We start from the raw sequence: 25,009 nt of genomic DNA on the forward strand, positions 1-25,009 counted from the left end.
CATTACATAAATTTTAAGGAGGAATATATAGTGAACATAATTTATATACTAGGTGCATTGTTTGCTTTTAGTCTTTTAGTAATAGTTCATGAATTTGGACATTTTATGATGGCAAAATTAAATGGAGTAAAAGTAGAGGAATTTTCCATAGGAATGGGCCCTAAGCTTTTTGGGGTAATAAGAGGAGAAACAGAGTACTCTATTAAGCTTCTTCCTATAGGTGGATATGTAAAAATGTTAGGAGAAGATGGAGAAGTAACATCGGATGAAAGAGCTTTTCAAAATAAATCTCCTTTAAGAAAACTCAGTGTAGTATCAGCGGGACCTATCATGAACATTATACTTGCTGTAGTTTTATATTCAATAATAGCAGGTAGCAGAGGATTCTTAGTTCCCGTAGTAGATAATGTAGTTCCAGGTAATCCAGCAGACTTAGCCGGTATAAGAAAAGGTGATAAAATAATTCAAGTAAATGACAAGGCTATAACCACATGGGAAGACTTTGTAACTCAAGTTTATAATGCAAATGGAAGCACTATAAGTGTAATTTATAAAAGAGGAGAAGAAACTAAGTCCTCTACCATCACTCCTGTTAAAGATGAAAAGGAAAATAGATTTGTAGTAGGAGTTTATCCAACTCTCGTAGAAAATCCAGGGATAAGTGAATCTATAAAATATGGATTTGTCGAAACTACGTCATTAGTTAAGCAAACCTTTGGATTCTTTAAAACATTATTTACGGGGAGAGTTTCCGTAGATGATTTTGGAGGACCTGTAACCATTATGAGAGTATCTGGAGAAGCTGCTAAAGCGGGATTTTTAAGTTTACTATCCTTTGCTGCGTATTTAAGTGTTCAATTAGCCATATTTAATATAATTCCTTTCCCAGCGTTAGATGGAGGATGGATAATATTATTCTTAATTGAGTTTATTACAAGAAAGAAAATTGATAGTAATAAGGTAGGGGTATTAAATTATATTGGATTTGTTATACTCATAACACTTATGATTGTAGTTACAATAAAAGATATATTATATCCCGTAAAATTCTAGGAGTTGATTGATATGATAGATAGAATAAACACAAGAAGAGTAAAAGTAGGAAGTGTATTTGTTGGAGGAGATGCGCCTATATCAGTGCAATCTATGACAAATACTGATACAAGGAATGTAAAAGAAACAATAAATCAAATAAATAGTCTGCAAAAAGCAGGTTGTGAAATAGTAAGGTGTGCAGTGCCAGATATGGAAGCTGCAGAGGCATTGAAGCATATTATAAAGGAAGTAACTATACCTGTAGTAGCAGATATACACTTTGATTATAAGTTAGCATTAACTTCTATTGACTGCGGAGTTTCTGCATTAAGAATAAATCCGGGAAACATAGGAAGTATAGAAAGAGTTAAAATGGTAGCTGAAAGGGCCAAGGAAAAGGAAATTCCTATAAGGATTGGTGTGAATTCCGGATCGTTAGATAAAGAATTACTAAACAAGTATGGCAAAGTATGTCCCGAAGCTTTAGTTGAAAGTGCATTAAAACATGTAAGAATATTAGAGGATATAAATTTTGAAGATATAGTAGTTTCAATAAAATCTTCTAATGTTTTGGATATGATTGAAAGCTATAGATTAATTTCTGAAGAATCAAATTATCCTCTACATCTAGGGGTAACAGAAGCTGGTACTCCTTGGAGGGGAACTATAAAATCTAGTATAGGAATTGGAACTTTACTTTCTGAAGGTATAGGAGATACTATAAGAGTTTCACTCACAGGAGATCCTGTGGAAGAGGTAAAGGTGGGGATTGAAATATTAAGAGCTCTACAAATTAAAAAGCAAGGTATTGAAATAATATCCTGCCCAACCTGTGGAAGAACTGAAATAGGGCTGATAAATATAGCTAATGAAGTAGAAGAAAAGATAAAAGATTTAGATAAAAATATTAAAGTGGCTATAATGGGCTGTGTAGTAAATGGCCCTGGTGAGGCAAGGGAAGCAGATATAGGTATAGCAGGAGGAAAAGGTGTAGGACTTATATTTAAAAAAGGTGAAATGTTTAAAAAAGTAAAAGAAGAAGATTTGGTTGAAGAGCTATTAAAAGAAATAAATAAAATGTAAGGTAGAAGCATATGACTCCTATATTTAATTTATAAATTCAAGTTTTGCTTGAAATAACAAATGTTGTATGATACAATGGAAAAGGTATAAAGTTACTGATAATACATTAGCTGAGAAGAGTGGGTCTAAACCCGCTCTTTCTATTTATTTGAAACGCAACTATATTGTTGCGTTTTTAAATTAACTGGATACTTAGTATTTTATTGCAGGTTACTGCAAAATATATACATAAGGAGGGATTACAATGAAAAAAGAAGGTATTGTAAATAATATAGAAGTTTTAGTTTTTCCTATAACTGAAAGATTAGGGTATGAACTATATCATGTTGAATTTGTAAAGGAAGATGGAGAGAATTATTTAAGAATATACATAGATAGTGAAGATGGAATAAACTTAGATGATTGTGAAAAGGTAAGTAGAGAAGTAAGTGAAATGCTAGATGTAGAAGATCCTATTACTGATAGCTATTATTTAGAAGTTTCTTCTCCAGGAATAGAAAGAGAATTACATACAGATGCACACTTGGAGAAGCACATTGATAATTCTATTACAATAAGGCTGGCTTCAGCATTTAATGGTAAGAAAAAGTTAGAAGGAACTTTAAAATCCTTTACTGATGAAGATATTACTTTATTAGATAAAAACAAAGAAATAGTTATACCAAGGGATAAGGTTTCTAAAGTAAACTTAAGGGTTGAGTTTTAATAAGGAGGGTTCATAAGAAAATGAATGAAGAATTCATAGAAGCTTTGAAAGAAATAGTTAAAGAAAAGGGCATAAGCGAAGATCTTATATTTAGTACTATAGAAGACGCGTTGGTTGCAGCGTATAAAAAAAATTATGCTAAACAAGGGGCAAATATTCAAAATGTAATAGTAAATATGAATAGGGAAACTGGAGAAATAAATGTATTCTCCAGAAAAACAGTAGTAGAAGAAGTTGAAGATGAATTCAATGAAATATCATTAACAGACGCTAAAGAGCTGGATCCAAGATATGAAATAGATGAGGTAGTGAATATAGAAGTAACTCCTAAAAAGTTTGGTAGAGTAGCAGCTCAAGCTGCAAAGCAAGTTGTTATTCAAAGAATTAAGGAAGAAGAAAGACGAATTGTATATAATGAGTTTTTAGAAAAAGCTTCAGATATAATTACAGGAACTGTTATTAGAAAAGATAAAGGTAATGTTTTTGTAAATCTGGGGAAGGTTGAAGCTGTTCTAGGACCAAATGAACAAATGCATGGAGAACAGTATAACTTTAACGAAAGACTTAAACTTTATATAGTAGAAGTAAAAAATACTACTAAAGGAGCTCAAGTTGTAGTTTCCAGAACACATCCAGGTCTTGTAAAAAGATTATTTGAATTAGAGGTTCCAGAAATATACAGTGGTGTAGTAGAAATCAAGAGTATATCAAGAGAAGCAGGATCTAGAACAAAGATAGCTGTACATTCAAATGATGAGGATGTAGATCCTATGGGAGCTTGTGTAGGCCCTAAGGGAACTAGGGTTCAAAACATAGTTAATGAACTTAAAAATGAAAAGATTGACATAATAAAGTGGAGTAAACTTCCAGAAGAGTATATTGGAAATGCTTTAAGTCCAGCTAATGTTTTAGATGTAACTATAGATGAACAAAATAAATCTGCAAAAGTTGTAGTAGATGATAATCAACTATCTCTTGCTATTGGTAAAGAAGGCCAAAATGTAAGACTTGCTGCAAAACTAACAGGATGGAAAATAGATATAAAGAGCAAGTCACAAGTAACGGAATAAAACTGGAGAAGGAAGGTGGTTTAATATGAAGGTAAAAAAGGTTCCTCAAAGAATGTGCACAGGATGCATGGAGATGAAACCCAAAAAAGAACTTATAAGAGTAGTAAAAAATAAAGAGGGAGAAGTTTCTATAGACTTGACAGGAAAAAAGCCTGGAAGAGGTGCATATATCTGTAAAAGTGTAGAGTGTTTAGAGAAGGCTTTTAAAACGAGAAAACTAGAAAGAAATCTAGAAACCACCCTTAGCCAGGAAGTTCATGAGAAGTTAAAGGAAGAGATAAGGGATGAAAGATAAATTATTAGGTTTTTTAGGAATTGCTAAAAAAGCTGGGAAAGTTATAGAAGGCTATAACAAATGTGAAGAAGCTGCAATAAAAAACAAATGTTTTTTACTTATAGTTTCATCAACCTGCGCACCGAATACCATAGAAAAATTCTTGAAAATATCAGAAAAAAAAGATATTTTTATAATTAATCATTATTCCACAGAGCAACTATCTAGTGCTATTGGAAGAGAAGGTATTGGAATAATTGGTATAAGTGACAGTTCAATGGCAAGTAAGATTTTAGAATTATGGAAACAAGGTAATAATATTTAGTTTCGGGGGTGAACATTTTGTCAAAAATAAGAGTTTATGAATTGGCTAAAGAATTGAATATTTCAAGTAAGGAACTTATAACCTTACTACAAGAAGAATTTAATGTAGAAGTAAAAAACCATATGAGTGTAATAGAAGATGAAGATGCTCAGCTTATAAAAGAGCTATATATGGAGAATACTAAGGGTGAAAAAAGTTCTGTAAAGATTGAAGACGATATAGAAGAAAAATATGGAGTTCTTCAGGAAGAAAAGATAGAAGAAGAAATAAAAGTTACAAAGAACAAAGGTAAAAAGGGTAAGGAAGAAAAAGCGCAACAGGTTTTAGCAGCAGAAGAAAATGAAGAAATAGTAATAGAGATGGAAGATACTATTACTGTAAAGGAACTTGCAGATAAGTTAAAGAAGCCTTATACAGAAGTTATAAAACAGCTTATATTTATAGGAGTTATGGCTTCATTAAATCAAGAGATAGATTTTCAAACAGCTGAAAAGTTAGGAGAAAAGTTTAATGCTTTTGTTGTTCAAAAAGAAAAAGATTTAACTTTAGAAGTAGTAGAACCTGAAGAAGATGAAGAAGAGGAAACATTAAATGAAAAGAGACCTCCAGTAGTAACAGTTATGGGTCACGTTGACCATGGTAAGACTTCGCTTCTAGATGCAATAAAGAAATCCAAAGTTGCAGCTTCAGAAGCCGGTGGAATAACTCAGCATATAGGAGCTTACACTGTAAATATAGGTAATGAAAAGATAACATTTTTAGATACTCCAGGACATGAAGCATTTACTTCAATGAGAGCGCGTGGAGCTCAAATAACAGATATAGTAATACTTGTAGTAGCAGCAGATGACGGTATAATGCCTCAAACAGAAGAAGCTATAAACCATTGTAAAGCAGCTAATGTTCCAATAATAGTAGCTATAAATAAAATGGATAGACCTGGAGCAAATCCTGAAAGAGTAAAACAACAGTTAGCAGAAAGAAATTTACTTGCTGAAGATTGGGGCGGAGATACAGTAACTGTACCAGTTTCTGCACATACAAGAGAAGGCATAGATAGCCTACTTGAAATGGTAGTATTAACTGCAGAGATGCTAGAACTTAAAGCTAATGCAGAAAGAAAAGCAAAGGGAACTGTAATTGAAGCAAAACTAGATAAAGGTAGAGGAGCAGTTGCATCTCTATTAGTACAAAATGGTACTTTACAAGTAGGAGATTCAATAATTGTTGGAAGTACTTATGGTAGAATAAGAGCAATGTTTGATGATAAGGGTAAAAAGATAAAATCAGCTGGACCATCAATACCAGTTGAAATACTTGGCCTTTCTGAAGTTCCATCAGCAGGTGATAGATTCCATGTAGTTAAGGATGAAAAAACTGCAAGAGAAATGGCTGAAAAGAGAAAAGAAAGGGATAGAAATGAGTATTTACAATCTCACAAGGTATCCTTAGAAGATCTTTATAGTCAAATAAAAGAGGGAAAAATAAAAGAATTAAATATAATAGTAAAGGCTGATGTACAGGGGTCTGTAGAAGCAGTAAAACAATCATTTGAGAAGTTGTCTACAGATGAAGTTAAAGTAAGAGTAATACACGGTGGAGTAGGTGCTATAACAGAAACAGATGTATCACTTGCAAATGCTTCAAATGCAATTATTATTGGATTTAATGTAAGACCTGATAACAATGCTACTACACTCGCTGAAAAAGAAAGCGTAGATGTAAAGACATATAGAGTTATATATACTGCTATAGAAGATATAAAATCAGCTATGGTTGGAATGCTAGAGCCTGATTATAAAGAAGTAATACTTGGAAGAGCTGAAGTTAGACAGCTTTATAAGATATCTAATGTAGGAACAATAGCTGGTTGCTATGTTTTAAACGGAAAGATAACAAGAAATGCTAGTGTAAGAATAATAAGAGATGGAATAGTTGTATGTGAATCAGCACTCGACTCCTTAAAAAGATTTAAAGATGATGCAAAAGAAGTGGCATCTGGATACGAATGTGGTATTATGGTAGAAAAGTTTAATGATCTAAAAGAAGGAGACATAATTGAAGCATATACAATGGAGGAAATAAAGAAAGATAAGCTATAGAATTTGAGGTGATATGATATGGCAAAGCATAGAGCAGGGAGAATTAATGAGGAAGTTAGACGAGAAGTATCAGATATAATACAGCGTGAATTAAAAGATCCTAGAGTAAACACCATGGTAAGTGTAACTAAGGTAGATGTTACAAAGGATTTAAGTTATGCTAAAGTGTATGTAAGTATTTTTGGAGATGAAGAGTCTAAAAATACTACGCTTCAAGCTCTGAAAAATTCCTCAGGATTCATTAGAAGAGAAGTAGGACATAGAATAAAATTAAGAGTTACTCCGCAGATACTAATAGAACTAGATAATACTATAGAGCAGGGAATGCATATAGATGAAATTTTATCTAAAATAAAAAAGGAGCAGGATAGAAATGATAATGAATAATATTCTATCCCTTATTAAGAAAAGTAATACAATAGGTATTACTTTTCACACTTCTCCAGATGGTGATTCATTAGGAAGTTCTCTAGGCTTATTACAAGCATTAAGAAGACTTAATAAAAATGCTTATATTATATGTAAAGAGGAAATTGAAAATACTTTTAGTTTTTTGCCTTATAGCACTGAGATAAATGGGAATGTTAGTACTGTAAAAGAGGGAACGGATCTTGTTATAGTGTTGGATTGTGGAAACTTTGAAAGAGTAAATGCAATCTTAGATATGAAAAATAAAAATTATACATTAATTAATGTAGATCATCATATATCTAACGGCCTATATGGAGATTTAAATTTTGTAGATACTAATTCCTCTTGTATGGCTGAAATAGTATATCAAATGTTAAGATCACTTGGAGTAGAAATAGACCAAGATATAGCTAAGTGTCTTTATACATCTATATTAACAGATACAGGAGCATTTAGATATTCTAATACTACCTCTGTTACTCATGCTATAGCTGGGGATTTGGTGAATACAGGAATAGACTTTAGTGCTATACATAGAATTATATTTGATAATAAGGAATTTGTAAGATTTAAGCTTTATGGGGAAGTATTTAATAAAATGGAGCTTATTAATAGTAGTATTTGCTTTATGGAAGTAACTCAAGAAATGTTTGAAAAATATAATATAGATCCAGGTACAGATACTTCAGATGTAGTTTCCTTTGGAAATCAAATTGAGGGAGTAGAAGTAACTGTTCTATTTAAGGAAAAGCAGAATGAAGTTAAATTAAGTATTAGATCTAAATCAAAAGTGGATGTAAGAAAAATAGCTGAAAATTTTGGGGGCGGCGGTCATATAAGAGCAGCTGGGGCTGTTATTAAAGGCAAATCTCTAAAGGAAGCTAAGGAAGAAATACTAAAAATTATACAAAAAGAGTTGATATGATGAATGGAGTAATAAACGTATATAAACCTTCAGGTATTACTTCTTTTGATGTGGTAAGAACTATAAAAAGGCTTTCTAAAACCAAGAAAGTAGGTCATACTGGAACTTTAGATCCTATGGCTACGGGAGTACTTCCAGTATGTATAGGTAATGCTACAAAAATTGTAGATTACATAATGCAAAATCATAAAGTCTATAAAGCTACCTTAAAGTTAGGAGTTACAACAGATACTTATGATAGAGAAGGAAAAATACTTTCTGAAAATAAACTTAATGATATAAGTGATAAACACATAGAAGAAGTTATTAAAGGTTTTATTGGAGAGATAGAACAAATGCCTCCTATGTACTCAGCATTAAAGGTCAATGGGAAAAGACTTTATGAGCTAGCACGAGAAGGCATTGAGATAGAAAGACAAAAGAGAAAGATAACTATATATGATATAAATATAGAAAATATAGAGATCCCATATGTTGAATTTACTGTTAAATGTTCTAAAGGAACTTATATAAGAAGTTTATGTTATGACATAGGAGACGTTTTAAAGGTTGGAGGAGCTATGTGGGACTTGAAAAGAGTTGAGACGGGCACTTTTTCTATAGAAAATTCCATAGCTTTAGAAGATTTAAATGAAGAAAATATTGAGAATTTTATTATACCTATGAACGAGGCTTTAACGTATAAATCTAGGGTGTTTAGCAATAAATTTGAAAAGCTCCTTTTAAATGGAGTTACTATACAAAATCCTTTTGTAATTAAGGATATAGAAGAAAATATATTATATAAGGTATATATAGAAGATAGATTTATAGGAATAGGGAAAAAAACTGAAAAAGGTTTTAAAGTTGAAAAATTACTGATTTAGAGGTAATAATATGGATTTATTGGGAGAAGAAATAAATAAAAAAATACCTTATGATACTTATATAGCATTAGGAAGTTTTGATGGTTTACATTTAGGACATAGGGCGTTAGTACAAAAGGCCATAGAAGTGGCAAATAAAAATAAAGGCAAAAGTATGATATATACATTTAAAAATCATCCTTTGTCTATTATAAATAAAGAGATAATGCCTAAGTTACTAATGGATAATGATATGAAAATAAGGGTTTTAGATCATATAGGAGTAGATTATTTAAGCTTAATAAATTTCAGCAGAGAGTTTATGGAAATTTCTCCTGAGGATTTTATTTCTAATATAGTTGAAAATTATAATGCAAAGGGTATTATAGTGGGATTTAACTATAGATTTGGATATAAGAACTTAGGAGATATAACTCTTCTTAAGAAATTAAGTGTTAAATATAATTTTAAGCTTTATGTGATAAATCCCATAAAACAAAATAATGAATTAATATCTAGTTCACGAATACGAAATATAATATCGGAACAAGGAGATATTAAAAAAGCTAATTCCATGCTGTATGTACCATTTTCCATAGAGGGTAAAGTAGTAAGAGGAAGGCAAATTGGAAGAGAAATTGGCTTTCCAACTATAAATTTGGATTATAATAAAGATTATGTTATACCTAAGGGTGGAGTATATTCTACTATTGTAAAATACAAGGATAAGTTTTATAAAGGGGTAACCAATATAGGGTATAACCCAACTGTTGAGAACCACAAACTTAGCATAGAAACTCATATATTAGGTTTTAATAATAATATATATGATGAAACCATTAGAGTCTATTTTACAGGAAGAATAAGAGATGAAAAGAAATTTGATTCTCTAGAAGAATTAGCTTGTAGGATAGAAAAAGATAAAGGATACGTAGAAAAGCAAAATTTACAATTAATTTCAAAAAACAATTTACTTTTATAAGCTTATTTGATATACTTATTCAAGTGAACCTTACTCTATGATTACTGGATTGCCGTCGGTATTCTTGGAGAAAGGGGATTTAACAATTGGAGGTGTATTTTAATGGAAAAGGCAAGAAAAGAAGAATTATTAACTAAACACGCAAGACATGAGGGAGATACTGGTTCACCAGAAGTGCAGATAGCACTTTTAACTGAAAGAATCAATCACTTAAATGCTCACTTAAAGCTTCACAAGAAGGATCATCATTCAAGAAGAGGTCTTCTAATGATGGTTGGTAAGAGAAGAGGACTTTTAAATTACTTAGAAAAGAAAGATATTGAAAGATATCGTGCTATTATTAAAGAATTAGGATTAAGAAAATAATATCACTAAGAGCGGCTCAGCCGCTCTATTATTTTGAATTAAGTAATTAAATTTGTATAAAAAATACCAAAAAACACGATAATAATAGTGTAAATATCGAAGGGAGGTAAATTATGAATCATATGCTTGAAACTACTTTAGCCGGAAGAAAACTTAAAGTAGAGTTTGGGAAAGTAGGAATGCTTTCTGATTGTGCTATACTTGTAAGTTATGGTGAAACAGTAGTACTTGTAAACGCAAATGCATCTAAAGAACCTAGAGCGGGAATTGACTTCTTTCCGTTAAGTGTAGAATATGAAGAAAGACTTTATGCAGTAGGTAAAATACCAGGAGGTTTTATAAAAAGAGAGGGTAGACCTTCGGAGGATGCTATACTAACTGCTAGAGCTATAGACAGACCTTTAAGACCACTATTCCCTAAGGGATATAGAAATGATGTACAAATAGTATGTACGGTTGTATCAGTTGAACAAGATAACTCACCTAATATATTGGCAATGAATGGTGCTTCTTTAGCCTTATGCCTATCTTCAATTCCTTTTACTACACCAGTTGGAACAGTTTCTGTAGGGTTAGTTGACGGAAAATTTGTACTAAATCCAATTCAAAGTGAAAGAGAAAAGAGCATTTTAAATTTAACTGTTTGTGCTACTAAAGAAAGAGTTACCATGATAGAAGCAGGTGCAGATGAAGTTGATGAAGAAACTATGTACAATGCTATTATGTTTGGTTTCGAAGAATGTAAAAAAATAGTAGCTTTTCAGGAAGAAGCTATGCAGAAGTTTGGAAAGGAAAAAATTGAACCTGTCTTACATAAGGTAGATGAAAACTTAGAACAGGAAGTTAGAGACTATGCTTTCCAAATGGTAAAAGATGCAATGTATATAACAGATAAAGATCAAAGAAATGCTGCTATAGATGAAGTGCGCAGCAAGGTTTCAGAACAATTTGGAGAAAAGTATCCTGAAAATGGTGCTGATATAGCTGATGTAGTATATAAACTTCAAAAACAAATTGTTAGAACTATGATTTTAAAAGAAGGAAGAAGACCAGATGGAAGAGGATTCAGTCAAGTAAGACCTATAAGTTGTGAAGTAGGACTTTTTCCAAGAACTCATGGTACAGGTTTATTTACAAGAGGACTTACTCAAGTTATGACTGCAGCTACCATTGGACCATTAGGTGATGTTCAAATATTAGATGGAATTGGTGAAGCAGAATCTAAAAGATATATGCATCATTATAATTTCCCATCTTATAGTGTTGGAGAAGTTAAACCTCTTAGAGGACCAGGTAGAAGAGAAATTGGTCACGGTGCTTTAGCTGAAAAAGCATTAGAACCTCTTATTCCATCTGAAGAAGATTTCCCATATGCTGTTAGATTAGTTTCTGAAGTATTAAGTTCTAATGGATCTACTTCTCAGGCAAGTGTATGTGCTAGTACTTTAGCATTATTAGATGCAGGAGTACCAATTAAAAGACCAGCAGCAGGTATTGCTATGGGACTTGTAACTAGCGACGATTTATCAGAAGAAGAAGTATTAACTGATATACAAGGTATTGAAGACTTCTTTGGAGATATGGACTTTAAAGTAGCAGGAACAGAAAAGGGAATAACTGCTATACAAGTAGATACTAAAATCAAGGGACTATCTAATGAATGTATAAGAAAGTCTATAGAGGATGCAAAAACAGCGCGTTTATTTATCCTAGGAAAGATGAACGAATGTATAGCTGAGCCAAGAAAAGAAATGTCTCCTTATGCTCCAAGAGTATATACTATGACTATCGATCCAGAAAAGATAAGAGATGTTATAGGAGCAGGCGGTAAAACTATAAACAAAATAATAGCAGAAACAGGAGTAAAGATTGACATTAAGGAAGATGGAAAGATATACATCTTATCTGATGACAGCGTAGGAGCTAATAAAGCTCTTAAGATAATAAATGATTTAACAAAAGTTGTGGAAGTAGGCGAAATATATTTAGGTAAGGTAACAAGAACAACTAATTTTGGAGCCTTTGTTGAGATTCTTCCAGGAAAAGAAGGATTAGTGCATATATCTAAATTAGACTTCACAAGAGTTAATAAAGTAGAAGATATAGTTTCAGTAGGCGATGAGATACTGGTAAAAGTAACAGAGATAGATGATCAAGGAAGAGTAAATCTTTCAAGAAAAGATGCTATGAAACCTGAAGCAGATGAAGGACAACAACCAGAAAAAACAATTGATAAATAAAAAATAGAAGGGCTTTGTGCCTTTTTATTTTTTATAATTTATAGAATTGTGGGAGGCTAACAATGTATAATTTAGTTACGCTTAGTAATGGGTTAAAGATTGCATTAGAAAAGATAGATTATGTAAATTCTGTTAGTGTAGGACTATGGGTAAAAAATGGGTCAAGAAATGAAAACACTTATAATAATGGTATTTCACATTTTATAGAACATATGTTTTTTAAGGGTACATATAATAGAAATGCTAAACAAATAGCTGAATCTATAGAAGATGTAGGTGGTCAAATTAATGCTTTCACTGGAAAGGAAAGTACTTGCTATTATATTAAAATATTAGATAGCCATATTGAATTGGCTCTAGATGTTATATCAGATATGCTTTTTAATAGCAAGTTTGACAAAGAAGATATAGAAAAGGAAAAAGGCGTTATAATAGAAGAAATAAATATGAATGAAGACTCGCCAGAGGATGTACTTATGGATCTTCATAGTAAAGCTATTTGGGGAGAAGAAGCAATTGCTCTTCCTATTTTAGGATCTATAGAGACAGTTTCATCATTTAATAAAGAACAAATATTAGAATATATTAATGCTCGTTATGTTCCTGAAAATTGTGTTCTTTCTATTGCAGGTAAGTTTGACATAGATAAAATAGAAAGTTTAGTAGAAAAATATTTTGGTAATTGGAAGTACAACGAAAATGAAGCTATAAATCACAATAAACCTAACATTCTGCATAATCATTTATTCCAAGAAAAAAAAATCGAACAATTACACTTAAGTTTAGGGCTTAATGGAATAGAAATGGGACATGAGGATGCTTATGCTCTTATATTGTTAAATAATATTTTAGGTGGGGGAGCATCTTCTATTTTATTTCAAAAGATAAGGGAAGAAAAAGGAAGATGTTATTCTATATATTCTTACTTAAGTTCTTTTAGTAATACAGGAATAATATCAATTTATACCGGATTAAATCCTAAGTATTCTTTAGAAGTAGTAGAGCTTATTAAAGAAGAAGTACTCAAATTTTCTAAAAGCACTATTTCAAAGGAAAGACTTATAAAGGGCAAGGAACAAATGAAGGGTAATTACATTTTAGGATTGGAAAGTACTAGCAGCAGAATGTTTAATAATGGAAAATCCACATTGTTTTTAAATAAAATAAATAAACCTGAAGATATAATTAAGAAAATAGATTCTATAAACATGGAAAAGATACAAAGAGTAATGGAGTATACCTTTAAAAATGGTATATTAAATTCTGCTTATGTAGGAGATAAATTGGATTTAGATGGGATTAAATCATTATTAGAAGAGGATATAACCTTATTTAAAAGTGACAATAATGATATAATTGTGTAGTATTTACTATTGAAGTAATAATTCCTTAATATATTTCATATTATTTTATGAAATATATTAAGGAGGGCTTATAGTATGGATGATGATATGAAGCTATATAGTCAAATAGAAAGATATGAAATAATAAATATTAATGATGGAGATAAATATAGCTATTTATCTAATAATGATGTAGTAATTGATGAGAATGGAAATTTTAAATTGCTTATTTTAAACGATGTTAAAACCAAATTTAGCTTATTTGGCAAAAGTGAGTTTATAGAAGTACCTTGGGAAAATGTAAAAAAGATAGGATCAAGGACTATAATACTAGATGTGGATGAAAAAACCTTAAAAAAGACACGTGTATAATTGGAGGTATGTAGATGAAAATAGTTGTGCAAAAGTTTGGGGGAACATCTGTTTCAACTAAAGAAAGAAGAGAAATGGTAATAGAAAAAATATGTGAAGCAAAAAAGGAAGGCTTTTTTCCTGTAGTGGTAGTTTCAGCTATGGGAAGAAAGGGAGAGCCCTATGCTACAGATACACTTCTTTCGTTAGTAAGTGATAAACTAAAAGATGAAAATAAACTTTGTATAGATTTGCTTATGGGGTGCGGTGAAATTATAAGTACTGTTGTTATGACAGATGACTTATTAAATCATAAGGAAAAAGCTATTCCATTAACAGGAGGACAGGCTGGTATTTTAACAGATGATAATTATGGGAATGCCAATGTATTAAATGTAAATCCTGAAAATATATTAGAGGTTTTAAAGGAAGGTAACATTCCTGTAGTAGCAGGTTTCCAAGGTATAAGTAAAAAGGGGTATATTACGACTTTAGGTAGAGGTGGAAGTGATGTAACTGCAGCATTACTTGGAGTAGCTCTTAATGCTGAACAAGTAGAGATTTATACTGATGTTGATGGTATAATGACAGCAGATCCTAGGATAGTTTCAGATGCCTCTTTGATTAAAGAAATAAGTTATAATGAAGTATTCCAATTTGCAGATCAAGGAGCTAAGGTTATACATCCTAGGGCAGTAGAAGTTGCTATGAAGTCCAATATCCCTCTGGTAATTAAAAATACTTTAAGTACCTCAAAGGGAACTACTATAAATAACAATGGAGATTTAAAGGTAGATAATATTATAACTGGTATTACTCATATGAGTGATAGAACTCAAGTGAGAGTTAGCTTAAAAGAAAATAATGAAAACGAAAACTACTATGAACTTTTAAATGTACTAGCACAGAATGGAATAAGTATAGATTTAATTAATGTGTTCCCAGAGGAAAGTGTCTTTACCATAGATGGAAAAGATATAAGTAAATTTGACCATATAATGAAAAATCTAAATCTTTTATATACCTATACAGAAAATTGCAGCAAGATTGCTATTATAGGAAGTCGTATGAGAGGAATTCCAGGAGTAATGGCTAAAATTCTAAACTATCTGAATAAGGAAAATATAAAAATATTACAAACAGCAGATTCTCATACAACTATTTGGTGCTTAGTAGAAAGTGAATATACCAAAAAAGCTATAAATGCTCTGCATAAAGGATTTAAACTAGGAGAAATAAAATAAATTTTATAGTATAATCTTTCCCCGTATGCACAAAATAATTTGTGTTAGGAGGGGAACAAAATGATTAGTGAAAAAGACCAAAGAGAAGATATAAGAAATGAAGAGTTAGAAAATATAAGGGAATTAGGTGTAACAAATATTCCTGTAAAAGACGATAAAATATACGTATTGCCTATAATAGGACAGATAGAGGGGCATAATATGGTTCCTCCTCAAAGTAAAGCTACTAAATACGAACATGTTATTCCTCAATTGGTTAATATAGAAATGAACAGCAATGTTGAAGGAATACTTGTAGTACTAAATACTGTAGGTGGTGATGTAGAGGCTGGGCTTGCTATTTCAGAAATGATAAACAGTTTAAGTAAACCTACAGTATCACTTGTAATAGGAGGAGGGCACTCTATTGGAGTTCCACTTGCGACATCTTCGGATTATTCATTTATTTCTCCTACAGCAACTATGATAATTCATCCTATAAGAATGAATGGATTAGTAATAGGCGTTCCTCAAACCTTTGAATATTTCAAAAAAATGCAGGAAAGAATAAATGATTTCATAGTAAGAACTTCTAAGATAGAAAAGGATACGCTGCAAGAATTATTAACTAAAACAGATAATTTATTAAATGATATGGGTACTATACTTATTGGTAAAGAAGCGGTAAAATCGGGACTTATAGATGAAGTTGGGGGAATAAAGGAAGCTATAGATAAACTTAAAACATTAATAAATGAAAAGAAGTCAACACCATAGGATTTTCCTATGGTTAATTTTTGTATAGACAAGCTTCTTTATAATAATTAAAATAGGTTATAGGAATATAGGGAGGTGAATTATTTGGCAAGAAAAAAAACTAAAAGAAAAACTAAAGATAATAAAGACAATAAAGATATTAAGGGTATAATTTCTATTACTATTGGAATATTGATGATAATAAGTGTGTTTTCTCCAGGGGAATCTGGTGCGATAGGAAGATTCATAAAAAACGTCCTTATTTTCATATTTGGATTGGGTGCATTTGTTTTTCCCTTTTTAATAGTTTTTACAGGGATTTGTTTAATAATTAGAAGGGGAAAAATAAATTTTAATAGTAAGTTCTATGGCATAGTTCTTTTTATATCAAATACTCTTTTACTAATACATATGGCATCTATTGATAAACCTGCTTTAGAAAACGGAATAATTTCTAGTATGCAAAGATTATATTATTCTAATTCTATAATGCATGGTGGAGTACTTTGTCATATAATTGATATACCTTTATATAATTTATTTGGTAAGCTTGGAAGTATTGTAATATTTGTTGCTATATACATTATATCTTTTATAATGGTAAGCCAAGTATCTTTATATAATGTAATAGAGGAATTAAGAAGTAAAAAGAGAGAACAAAAGAGTGTAAAGAAGCTGATAGAAGAAAAACCTGAAGAATTAGTAGCTTACGATAGCGACGAGGAAGTTGAGAAAAAAGAAAATAAACTGAAAGTTATAAGCCTATTTAAAAGTTCCACTATAGAAGGTGATAAAGATGAAAGTTCACAAGAAAATCTGGTGGAAAAAGAAAGACAAATAAATATTAAATTTAGCAGTGAAAATAATACTAAGGCTGTGGATGAAGATATACATAAGCAATTAGAAAATGAAATGAATAGAGAAGATGATTTTAAAGAGGACTATGAATATTCTTATCCTCAATTAAATCTTTTAAATGCTAATATAGCTTCTAAGTTAAATAAGGAAGATAAAAAAGAACTTATAGATAATGCTAACAAACTTGAAGAAACCTTATCTAGTTTTGGAGTAGAAGCTAAAGTAATACAAGTAACCAAAGGACCATCTGTTACAAGATTTGAGCTTCAACCAAGTTCTGGAGTAAAGGTAAGTAAAATAGTAAATCTTTCTGATGATATAGCACTTAGTTTAGCGGCTTCAGGAGTGAGAATAGAAGCCCCTATACCAGGTAAGTCTGCTGTAGGTATAGAAGTGCCTAATAGAGAACTAACTTCTGTTTATCTTAGGGAAGTGTTAGAATCTGATGAATATAAAAATTTCAATAAAAATTTAGCATTTGCACTTGGAAAAGATATAGGTGGGAATTGTGTAGTTACAGACTTAGCTAAAATGCCACATTTACTTATAGCAGGAGCTACAGGTTCGGGTAAAAGTGTATGTATAAATACACTTATAATGAGCTTGCTTTTTAAATATTCACCTGAAAATGTAAAGTTGCTTATGATAGATCCTAAGGTGGTAGAACTTAGTATATATAATGGGATTCCCCATCTTTTAATACCTGTAGTTACAGAACCTAAAAAGGCCGCGGGAGCTCTTAATTGGGCAGTTAATGAGATGACAAGAAGATATAAAATATTTGCAGAAAATAATGTAAGAAATATAGAAAGCTATAATGACTTATATGAAAAAGGGAAAATAGATAAAAAGTTACCATTGATAGTTATGATAATAGATGAATTAGCTGACTTAATGATGGTATGCCCAAATGATATAGAAGACTATATAGGACGTCTTGCACAAATGGCAAGAGCAGCGGGTATGCATCTTGTTATAGCAACTCAAAGACCCTCTGTAGATGTAATTACTGGAGTCATTAAAGCCAATATACCATCTAGAATATCTTTTGCAGTTTCCAGTCAGATAGATTCGAGAACAATACTAGATATGGCGGGTGCAGAAAAACTTTTAGGAAAAGGTGATATGCTTTTTTATCCTACAGGTGAATCAAAGCCCCTTAGAATACAAGGTGCATTTATTTCAGAGGAGGAAGTAGAAAAGGTAGTAGAATTTATAAAAAATGCTCAAGAAGAAGTAGAATATGAAAATAGTATTATAGAAGAAATAAATACAGTTACAAAGGTAAATGAAGATGATAAGGATGAATTATTAGATGAAGCAATGAGAATAGTAATAGAAACTAGTCAAGCTTCAACATCTCTTTTGCAAAGAAGGCTTAGAATAGGTTATAATAGAGCAGCTAGAATAATAGAACAATTAGAAGAAAGAGGAATTATTTCCGGCAGAGATGGAAGTAAGCCAAGGCAAATACTAGTAGATAAAGATAATATGGAGTAGGAGGACAATTATGGAAAAGTTAAAGGTAGGAATAATAAGCTTAGGGTGCGATAAAAATAGGGTAGATAGTGAGATAGTTTTAGATAAATTAGGTAGAAGCTATACTATCACCAATAATCCTAAGGATTCAGATATAATTCTAGTAAATACTTGTGGATTTATAGAGTCATCTAAGCAAGAATCAATAAACACAATTATAGAAATGAGTGAATATAAAAAAGGAAAAGGCAAATGTAAGGTTATAGTTGTAACAGGATGTTTAACTCAAAGATATGGAAAAGAACTGCAAGAACTTTTGCCTGAAGCGGATGTAATACTTGGAGTAAATGACTATGATAAACTAGAAGAAGCTATAGATAGGGCCTTAGTAAATAATGAAAAGTCAGTTTACTGTAATTATAGTGATGTAAATATAAACGAAGGTCAAAGAGTACTTACAACTTCTAAGCATTATGCATATGTAAGAATAGGAGAAGGATGCAGCAATTTCTGTACTTACTGTGCAATTCCACGTATAAGAGGGAAATATAGGAGCAGAAAAATAGAAAGTGTATTAGAAGAAGTTAAATCTTTAGGAGCACAAGGTGTAAAAGAAATAATATTAGTTGCACAAGATACAACTAGATATGGGATAGACCTATATAATAAAAAGATGCTTCCAGAGCTTATAGGAGAAATATCCAAGATAGACGATATAAAATGGATAAGAGTACTTTATTGTTACCCAGAAGAAATAACGGATGAACTTATAAATGAAATAAAGGTTAATGATAAGGTATGTAAGTATCTAGATATACCAGTACAGCATATAAGTAACAATGTGCTGAAACTTATGGGAAGAAGAGGAAGAAAAGAAGAAATAGTAAATGTAATACAAAGACTTAGACAAGAAATACCAGGTATGGCTATAAGAACTTCATTGATTGTAGGTTTTCCTGGTGAAAGTGAAAGTGATTTTGAGGAATTAAAAGAATTTGTGAGAGATACTAAAATTGATAAACTAGGAGTATTTAGATACTCTCAAGAAGAAGGAACTCCAGCGGCAGAAATGGAAAATCAAATAGATGAAGAAATAAAAGAAAAAAGAGAAAAAGAAATCATGGTTATCCAGCAAGAAAATTCTTACGAAATAAATAAAAATAAAGTAGGCAAGATATACGAAGTTGTTGTAGAAAATTTTGATGGTGAATATTATATTGGAAGAAATTATGAAATGACTCCCGAAATAGATGGTGCAATTTATTTTAAATGTGATAAAATATTAAATATAGGCGATTTTGTTAAAGTTAAAATTAAGCAAAATTTACAATATGATTTAATGGGAGTTGTATATTATGAATCTAGCAAATAAACTAACTATTATCAGGATGATTTTGGTTCCGGTATTTCTAGTATTTTTGGCAATAAAAGGAATGCCTTATGGGAAAAGTATAGCAACTATTATTTTCATCCTGGCAGCTCTTACAGATAAGCTAGATGGCTACATAGCGAGAAGTAGAAATCAAATAACTCGTTTTGGGAAGTTTATGGATCCTTTAGCAGATAAACTTTTAGTTACAGCAGCTCTAGTATCACTAGTGGAGCTTCAGGTACTTCCTGCTTGGGCAGCTATGATAATAATAGCAAGAGAGTTTGCAGTAACAGGGCTTCGCAGTGTAGCGGCAGCAGAAGGTATAGTCATAGCAGCTAGCGGATGGGGGAAAGCTAAAACTGTTACTCAAATAGTTGCTATAATAGCAGCACTAATTAATTTAAATAAAGATAGTTTAAGTGTTTTATCAGTATTTACTATTATACCATTTAGTTTTTTAGAGTGGATTGCTAAAACAGCTATGTTACTTGCTATAATAATAACTATTGTGTCTGGAGTAGATTATTTTGTTAAAAATAAAGAAGCTATAAAACCTGACAGATAGAGATTAGGATTGATTAGAAAATATAAATTTGTATATAATAATTACTGCGGTAATTAAATGGCTATAGTTCCTAGATTTTCTAGGAACTATATTCTTATGTTGACCGTGTAATGAATTTATTATATAATTAATTGTGTAGAACAAATGTTCGAATGATGAAAAGTATGAAAGGATGGTGACTCCCTTTAAGGGGATAGCATGAATAATGATAAATTAAAAGCAATTGAAGCAGCGATGGGACAAATAGAAAAACAATTTGGAAAAGGATCTATAATGAAACTTGGAGAACACAGTGTATTAAATTTAGATTCTATTTCTACTGGATGTTTAGGATTAGATATAGCATTAGGTATAGGTGGAGTACCAAGAGGAAGAATAATAGAGATATACGGACCAGAATCTTCAGGTAAGACTACTGTAGCACTGCATATAGTAGCTGAAGCTCAAAAGCTTGGAGGAAGTGCTGCTTATGTGGATGCAGAACATGCACTAGACCCATCCTATGCTAAAAAATTAGGAGTAGACATCGACAATTTAATAGTTTCCCAACCAGATACAGGAGAACAAGGACTTGAAATTACAGAAGCATTAGTAAGATCAAATGCCATAGATGTAATAGTAGTGGATTCTGTAGCAGCACTAGTTCCAAGAGCAGAAATTGAAGGGGAGATGGGAGATTCTCATGTAGGATTACAGGCAAGACTTATGTCCCAGGCCTTAAGAAAATTGGCAGGTTCTATTAATAAATCTAAGTGCGTAGCAATTTTTATAAACCAGCTTAGAGAAAAAGTAGGAGTTATGTTCGGAAATCCAGAAACTACTACAGGTGGTAGAGCTTTAAAGTTTTATTCAAGCGTAAGAATGGATATTAGAAGAATAGATTCAATAAAACAAGGCGATGAGGTTGTTGGAAATAGAACAAGAGTAAAACTAACCAAAAATAAGGTAGCTCCTCCATTTAAAAACGCTGAATTTGATATAATGTATAATGAAGGAATATCAAGAACAGGTGATGTTTTAGATATAGGAGTAAAGGAAGAAATAGTTCAAAAAAGTGGAGCATGGTTTTCATATAATGATATAAGACTTGGACAGGGAAGAGAAAATGCTAAACAATTCTTTAAGGAAAACCCAGAATTACTTAAAGAAATTGAAAATAAGATAAGACAAAAATATGAGTTACCCTTAGCGCAAGAAGAAAAAACAACTGGTGAAGATAATAAACAGTCGAAAAATGATAAATAATAGCATAAAAGAAAAATAATGATTAATTAGCTAGCTGTTCAACATATATAACTTGACATAATGACAAAATTAATATAAAATAAATACAAAATCTGGTTTAGCGAAAACATCCATTTGAATACTATGAAACCTTTCTATGCTTTTATATTTACTAAAAATAGATAGAGAAGAGAAGCAAAGGAGGTGTTCATGTGAATCCAGTTTATGCTATAGTAATAACTGTTATAATAGCAGTCGTTGCTATATATGTGGATTTTTATATAAGAAAAAACGTTTCCATAGCAAAAATTTCAAATGCTGAGGAAGAAGCCAAGAGAATAATAGGTGAGGCTGAAAAAAATGCCGAATCTCAAAAGAAAGAAGCAATTCTTGAGGCAAAGGAAGAAGTCCACAAACTAAGAAATGATCTTGAAAGAGAATCTAGAGATAGACGTAATGAAATACAGCGTCTAGAAAGAAGAATACTTCAGAGAGAAGAATTGCTTGATAAGAAAAGTGATATGCTTGAAAAAAGAGAAGAAAATTTAAATAAAAAGCAGCAGGAATTAGCTGACTTAGAAGCAAGTATCGAAGAAGTTTACACTAAGCAAAGAGAAGAGTTAGAAAGACTATCGGGTCTAACTTCAGATCAAGCAAAGGAGATATTGCTTGAAGAAGTTAGCAAGGAAATAAAACACGAAACCGCTATGATGATTAAAGAAGTTGAAACGCGAGCTAAAGAAGAAGCCGATAAAAAGGCAAGAGAAATTATAACATATGCTATTCAAAGATGTGCTGCAGATCATGTTGCAGAAACAACAGTACATGTGGTGAATCTTCCTAATGATGAAATGAAAGGACGTATAATAGGTAGAGAAGGTAGAAATATACGTACCTTGGAAACTCTTACAGGAGTAGATTTAATTATAGATGATACTCCAGAAGCTGTAATTCTTTCAAGCTTTGATCCAATAAGACGAGAAGTGGCAAGAATAGCCCTTGAAAAGCTTATAATGGATGGCAGAATTCATCCTGCAAGAATAGAAGAAATGGTTGAAAAGGCCAAAAAAGAAGTGGAAAATAATATTAGAGAAGAAGGCGAACAGGCAACTTTTGAAACTGGGGTACATGGTCTTCATTCAGAATTAATAAGATTACTTGGAAGGTTGAAATACAGAACTAGTTATGGTCAAAATGTATTAAAACATTCTATAGAAGTATCTTATTTAGCCGGTTTAATGGCATCTGAGTTAGGAATGGATCCTACGCTTGCTAAAAGGGCTGGTTTACTCCATGATATTGGTAAAGCTGTAGATCATGAAGTAGAAGGTCCTCATGCGTTAATAGGTGCGGAAATAGCTAAGAAGTGTCACGAATCTTCTGTAATAGTAAATGCCATAGCAGCTCATCATGGTGATGTAGAGTTTCAATCCCTTGAAGGAATATTAGTTCAAGCAGCAGATGCTATTTCTGCAGCAAGACCAGCTGCTAGAAGGGAAACTTTAGAAGCGTACATCAAAAGGCTAGAAAAACTTGAAGAAATAGCAAATTCATATGAAGGCGTAGAAAAGTCATATGCCATTCAAGCGGGTAGAGAAGTGAGAATAATAGTTAAACCAGAAGAAATAGATGATGCCGGATCAGTTGAAATGGCAAGAAATATTGTCAAGAAAATTGAAGGCGAATTAGAATATCCAGGTCAAATTAAAGTTAATGTAATTAGAGAAACCCGAGCAATAGAATATGCAAAGTAAATAATGAATCCTTTTAATTTTGTAAATACTAGAAATTTTGCAAAATTAAAAGGATTTTTTCATTATATGTAGAATATTATAAATAAAGTAATAATAAATAAAGTTATATATATAGGAGGTTTATTATGGAAGTATTAAAAGTTTCAGCAAAATCAAGTCCAAACAAAGTTGCAGGAGCATTAGCAGGGGTTTTAAGAGAAAAGGGAGGGGCAGAAATACAGGCTATTGGAGCTGGAGCATTAAATCAAGCTATTAAATCTGTAGCTATTGCGAGAGGATTTGTAGCACCAAGTGGAATAGATTTAGTATGTATACCAGCTTTTACTGATATAGAAATTGATGGCGAAGAAAGAACAGCTATTAAGCTTATAGTTCAGCCAAGATAGTTAATATATTTATTTTATAAAGGGGTTAAGTTTAATCCCTTTATTATTTTTGTGAATTTTAATAAAATAATAAAATAAAATTGCAATTGGGTGAAATTTTATATATTATATATATTATATAAATAGTGGGGGTGCTCAAATGATTTTATCAAAAAAAGCAAGTAATATAGAACCATCAATCACTTTAGCTATAACAGCCAAGGCTAAGGAATTAAAATCTCAAGGTATAGATATAATAGGATTTGGTGCAGGGGAACCAGATTTCAATACACCAGCTAATATTCGAAATGCATCTATAGAAGCTATGGAAAAGGGATATACCAAATATACTCCAGCATCAGGAATTAATGAACTAAAAGAAGCTATAATAAATAAATTTAAAAATGATAATAACTTACAGTATAAATCTTCTCAAATAATAATATCAACAGGAGCTAAGCAATGTTTATCAAATGCATTTTTTGCTATATTAAATCCTGGTGATGAAGTGCTAATAGCTACGCCTTATTGGGTAAGTTACCCTGAGCTTATAAAGCTTTCTGATGGAGTACCTGTATTTGTAAAGACAGGTCAGGAAAACAGTTATAAGTATGACATTGAATCTTTAAAACAATATATAACTTCTAAGACAAAAGCTATAATAATTAACAGTCCAAACAATCCAACAGGAAGTATTTATACAAAAGGAGAGCTAATTAAATTAGCTGAATTTGCAAAAGAACATGATTTAATTATAATTTCTGATGAAATATATGAAAAACTTATATATGGTGACGATGAGCATGTAAGCATAGCTTCTTTAAGTGAAGATGCTTATAGAAGAACTATAGTTATTAATGGAGTTTCTAAAACGTATTCTATGACTGGATGGAGAATAGGATATGCAGCAGCAAGTGAAGAAATAGTAAAACTTATGTCAAATATACAAAGCCATACTACATCTAATCCGAATTCTATAGCTCAATATGCTTCATTAGAGGCACTTGCAGGAACTCAAGAGTTTATACACGTTATGAAACAAGAATTTAAAAGAAGAAGAGATTATATAGTTACAAGAATAAATGGTATAGAAAATATAAGTTGTATTGAACCAAAAGGTGCTTTTTATGTATTCATAGATATATCAAAGATTATAGGGAAATCAGTTGAAGGAGAAACAATAGAAAATTCCTTAGATTTTTGTAGTAAGCTTTTAGAAAAAGGAAAGGTTGCAGCTGTTCCAGGAGAAGCTTTTGGAATAGATGGTTTTATACGAATTTCTTATGCAACATCTATGGAAAATATAGAAGAAGGATTAAATAGAATAGAAAGCTTTATAAAAAAGTGTATATAAA

The 25,009-nt window shown here is 31.3% G+C and carries 24 protein-coding genes; all 24 read left to right on the forward strand.

Translation table 11 applies throughout. The features are described 5' to 3' along the window. Window positions 1-39: 39 nt before the first annotated feature. On the forward strand, window positions 40-1,053 hold the full coding sequence (rseP, locus tag JOC70_RS02180; protein WP_204597809.1) for an RIP metalloprotease RseP: 1,014 nt from the start codon (window positions 40-42) through the stop codon (window positions 1,051-1,053). Between the two features lie 15 nt (window positions 1,054-1,068). Continuing rightward, window positions 1,069-2,118 carry a flavodoxin-dependent (E)-4-hydroxy-3-methylbut-2-enyl-diphosphate synthase gene (gene ispG / locus JOC70_RS02185; protein ID WP_204597810.1) on the forward strand — a complete coding sequence of 350 codons (1,050 nt, stop codon included), beginning with the start codon at window positions 1,069-1,071 and terminating at the stop codon, window positions 2,116-2,118. Window positions 2,119-2,362: 244 nt separating this feature from the next. Further along, on the forward strand, window positions 2,363-2,824 hold the full coding sequence (gene rimP, locus JOC70_RS02190) for a ribosome maturation factor RimP (protein WP_204597261.1): 462 nt from the start codon (window positions 2,363-2,365) through the stop codon (window positions 2,822-2,824). 20 nt (window positions 2,825-2,844) lie between these two features. Further along, complete coding sequence (nusA, locus tag JOC70_RS02195) at window positions 2,845-3,894, forward strand: transcription termination factor NusA (protein WP_204597262.1); 1,050 nt, start codon at window positions 2,845-2,847, stop codon at window positions 3,892-3,894. A 25-nt stretch (window positions 3,895-3,919) separates the two neighbouring features. Next, window positions 3,920-4,189 (forward strand): RNase P modulator RnpM, encoded by a 270-nt coding sequence (gene rnpM / locus JOC70_RS02200; protein ID WP_204597263.1) that lies wholly within the window; start codon window positions 3,920-3,922, stop codon window positions 4,187-4,189. Then, the gene (locus JOC70_RS02205; RefSeq protein ID WP_204597264.1) at window positions 4,179-4,493 is read left to right on the forward strand and encodes a ribosomal L7Ae/L30e/S12e/Gadd45 family protein; all 315 of its coding nucleotides are present in this window, start codon (window positions 4,179-4,181) and stop codon (window positions 4,491-4,493) included. The genes rnpM and JOC70_RS02205 overlap by 11 nt, the downstream gene beginning before the upstream one ends. A gap of 17 nt (window positions 4,494-4,510) precedes the next feature. Further along, entirely contained in the window at window positions 4,511-6,595 is a 2,085-nt protein-coding gene (gene infB / locus JOC70_RS02210) for a translation initiation factor IF-2 (protein ID WP_204597265.1), read from the forward strand. Window positions 6,596-6,613: 18 nt separating this feature from the next. Then, entirely contained in the window at window positions 6,614-6,982 is a 369-nt protein-coding gene (gene rbfA / locus JOC70_RS02215) for a 30S ribosome-binding factor RbfA (protein ID WP_204597266.1), read from the forward strand. Then, window positions 6,969-7,931: a DHH family phosphoesterase gene (locus JOC70_RS02220; protein ID WP_204597267.1), complete on the forward strand. Its 963-nt coding sequence runs from the start codon at window positions 6,969-6,971 to the stop codon at window positions 7,929-7,931. Before rbfA ends, JOC70_RS02220 begins: the two co-directional genes overlap by 14 nt. Then, window positions 7,931-8,797 carry a tRNA pseudouridine(55) synthase TruB gene (gene truB / locus JOC70_RS02225; RefSeq protein ID WP_204597268.1) on the forward strand — a complete coding sequence of 289 codons (867 nt, stop codon included), beginning with the start codon at window positions 7,931-7,933 and terminating at the stop codon, window positions 8,795-8,797. The genes JOC70_RS02220 and truB overlap by 1 nt, the downstream gene beginning before the upstream one ends. A gap of 10 nt (window positions 8,798-8,807) precedes the next feature. Then, the gene (locus tag JOC70_RS02230) at window positions 8,808-9,758 is read left to right on the forward strand and encodes a bifunctional riboflavin kinase/FAD synthetase (protein WP_204597269.1); all 951 of its coding nucleotides are present in this window, start codon (window positions 8,808-8,810) and stop codon (window positions 9,756-9,758) included. A 102-nt stretch (window positions 9,759-9,860) separates the two neighbouring features. Then, window positions 9,861-10,124, forward strand: a complete 264-nt coding sequence (gene rpsO, locus JOC70_RS02235; protein WP_035307656.1) for a 30S ribosomal protein S15 — start codon at window positions 9,861-9,863, stop codon at window positions 10,122-10,124. A gap of 113 nt (window positions 10,125-10,237) precedes the next feature. Continuing rightward, window positions 10,238-12,364: a polyribonucleotide nucleotidyltransferase gene (locus JOC70_RS02240; protein WP_204597270.1), complete on the forward strand. Its 2,127-nt coding sequence runs from the start codon at window positions 10,238-10,240 to the stop codon at window positions 12,362-12,364. A gap of 62 nt (window positions 12,365-12,426) precedes the next feature. After that, window positions 12,427-13,728: a M16 family metallopeptidase gene (locus JOC70_RS02245; RefSeq protein WP_204597271.1), complete on the forward strand. Its 1,302-nt coding sequence runs from the start codon at window positions 12,427-12,429 to the stop codon at window positions 13,726-13,728. Between the two features lie 75 nt (window positions 13,729-13,803). Beyond that, a complete protein-coding gene (locus JOC70_RS02250) occupies window positions 13,804-14,079 on the forward strand; it encodes a YlmC/YmxH family sporulation protein (protein WP_035307662.1) in 276 nt (91 codons plus the stop codon). 14 nt (window positions 14,080-14,093) lie between these two features. Beyond that, window positions 14,094-15,302 (forward strand): aspartate kinase, encoded by a 1,209-nt coding sequence (gene dapG / locus JOC70_RS02255; RefSeq protein WP_204597272.1) that lies wholly within the window; start codon window positions 14,094-14,096, stop codon window positions 15,300-15,302. A gap of 60 nt (window positions 15,303-15,362) precedes the next feature. Then, window positions 15,363-16,058 carry a ClpP family protease gene (locus tag JOC70_RS02260; RefSeq protein WP_204597273.1) on the forward strand — a complete coding sequence of 232 codons (696 nt, stop codon included), beginning with the start codon at window positions 15,363-15,365 and terminating at the stop codon, window positions 16,056-16,058. An 84-nt stretch (window positions 16,059-16,142) separates the two neighbouring features. Next, window positions 16,143-18,395: an FtsK/SpoIIIE family DNA translocase gene (locus tag JOC70_RS02265; RefSeq protein WP_243429019.1), complete on the forward strand. Its 2,253-nt coding sequence runs from the start codon at window positions 16,143-16,145 to the stop codon at window positions 18,393-18,395. 10 nt (window positions 18,396-18,405) lie between these two features. After that, window positions 18,406-19,746: a 30S ribosomal protein S12 methylthiotransferase RimO gene (gene rimO / locus JOC70_RS02270; RefSeq protein ID WP_204597274.1), complete on the forward strand. Its 1,341-nt coding sequence runs from the start codon at window positions 18,406-18,408 to the stop codon at window positions 19,744-19,746. After that, window positions 19,730-20,311 (forward strand): CDP-diacylglycerol--glycerol-3-phosphate 3-phosphatidyltransferase, encoded by a 582-nt coding sequence (gene pgsA / locus JOC70_RS02275; protein ID WP_204597275.1) that lies wholly within the window; start codon window positions 19,730-19,732, stop codon window positions 20,309-20,311. The genes rimO and pgsA overlap by 17 nt, the downstream gene beginning before the upstream one ends. Window positions 20,312-20,509: 198 nt before the next feature. Beyond that, on the forward strand, window positions 20,510-21,556 hold the full coding sequence (gene recA, locus JOC70_RS02280; protein WP_204597276.1) for a recombinase RecA: 1,047 nt from the start codon (window positions 20,510-20,512) through the stop codon (window positions 21,554-21,556). Window positions 21,557-21,747: 191 nt separating this feature from the next. Beyond that, on the forward strand, window positions 21,748-23,289 hold the full coding sequence (gene rny / locus JOC70_RS02285) for a ribonuclease Y (RefSeq protein WP_204597277.1): 1,542 nt from the start codon (window positions 21,748-21,750) through the stop codon (window positions 23,287-23,289). 125 nt (window positions 23,290-23,414) lie between these two features. Then, window positions 23,415-23,675, forward strand: coding sequence for a stage V sporulation protein S (locus tag JOC70_RS02290; protein WP_027623485.1), 261 nt, complete (start codon window positions 23,415-23,417; stop codon window positions 23,673-23,675). A gap of 139 nt (window positions 23,676-23,814) precedes the next feature. After that, window positions 23,815-25,008 carry a pyridoxal phosphate-dependent aminotransferase gene (locus JOC70_RS02295; protein WP_204597278.1) on the forward strand — a complete coding sequence of 398 codons (1,194 nt, stop codon included), beginning with the start codon at window positions 23,815-23,817 and terminating at the stop codon, window positions 25,006-25,008. Window position 25,009: the final 1 nt, after the last annotated feature.

The sequence above is a fragment of the Clostridium pascui genome (assembly GCF_016908015.1).
In the GTDB taxonomy this organism is placed as follows: domain Bacteria; phylum Bacillota; class Clostridia; order Clostridiales; family Clostridiaceae; genus Clostridium_AK; species Clostridium_AK pascui.

What these genes read in the sequence shown, in the direction of transcription:
- rimP (WP_204597261.1), top strand. Translation starts at nt 2,363, where the DNA reads ATGAAAAAAGAAGGTATTGTAAATAATATAGAAGTTTTAGTTTTTCCT.
- nusA (WP_204597262.1), top strand. Translation starts at nt 2,845, where the DNA reads ATGAATGAAGAATTCATAGAAGCTTTGAAAGAAATAGTTAAAGAAAAG.
- rnpM (WP_204597263.1), top strand. Translation starts at nt 3,920, where the DNA reads ATGAAGGTAAAAAAGGTTCCTCAAAGAATGTGCACAGGATGCATGGAG.
- JOC70_RS02205 (WP_204597264.1), top strand. Translation starts at nt 4,179, where the DNA reads ATGAAAGATAAATTATTAGGTTTTTTAGGAATTGCTAAAAAAGCTGGG.
- rbfA (WP_204597266.1), top strand. Translation starts at nt 6,614, where the DNA reads ATGGCAAAGCATAGAGCAGGGAGAATTAATGAGGAAGTTAGACGAGAA.
- JOC70_RS02220 (WP_204597267.1), top strand. Translation starts at nt 6,969, where the DNA reads ATGATAATGAATAATATTCTATCCCTTATTAAGAAAAGTAATACAATA.
- truB (WP_204597268.1), top strand. Translation starts at nt 7,931, where the DNA reads ATGAATGGAGTAATAAACGTATATAAACCTTCAGGTATTACTTCTTTT.
- JOC70_RS02230 (WP_204597269.1), top strand. Translation starts at nt 8,808, where the DNA reads ATGGATTTATTGGGAGAAGAAATAAATAAAAAAATACCTTATGATACT.
- rpsO (WP_035307656.1), top strand. Translation starts at nt 9,861, where the DNA reads ATGGAAAAGGCAAGAAAAGAAGAATTATTAACTAAACACGCAAGACAT.
- JOC70_RS02240 (WP_204597270.1), top strand. Translation starts at nt 10,238, where the DNA reads ATGAATCATATGCTTGAAACTACTTTAGCCGGAAGAAAACTTAAAGTA.
- JOC70_RS02245 (WP_204597271.1), top strand. Translation starts at nt 12,427, where the DNA reads ATGTATAATTTAGTTACGCTTAGTAATGGGTTAAAGATTGCATTAGAA.
- JOC70_RS02250 (WP_035307662.1), top strand. Translation starts at nt 13,804, where the DNA reads ATGGATGATGATATGAAGCTATATAGTCAAATAGAAAGATATGAAATA.
- dapG (WP_204597272.1), top strand. Translation starts at nt 14,094, where the DNA reads ATGAAAATAGTTGTGCAAAAGTTTGGGGGAACATCTGTTTCAACTAAA.
- JOC70_RS02260 (WP_204597273.1), top strand. Translation starts at nt 15,363, where the DNA reads ATGATTAGTGAAAAAGACCAAAGAGAAGATATAAGAAATGAAGAGTTA.
- rimO (WP_204597274.1), top strand. Translation starts at nt 18,406, where the DNA reads ATGGAAAAGTTAAAGGTAGGAATAATAAGCTTAGGGTGCGATAAAAAT.
- pgsA (WP_204597275.1), top strand. Translation starts at nt 19,730, where the DNA reads ATGAATCTAGCAAATAAACTAACTATTATCAGGATGATTTTGGTTCCG.
- recA (WP_204597276.1), top strand. Translation starts at nt 20,510, where the DNA reads ATGAATAATGATAAATTAAAAGCAATTGAAGCAGCGATGGGACAAATA.
- JOC70_RS02290 (WP_027623485.1), top strand. Translation starts at nt 23,415, where the DNA reads ATGGAAGTATTAAAAGTTTCAGCAAAATCAAGTCCAAACAAAGTTGCA.
- JOC70_RS02295 (WP_204597278.1), top strand. Translation starts at nt 23,815, where the DNA reads ATGATTTTATCAAAAAAAGCAAGTAATATAGAACCATCAATCACTTTA.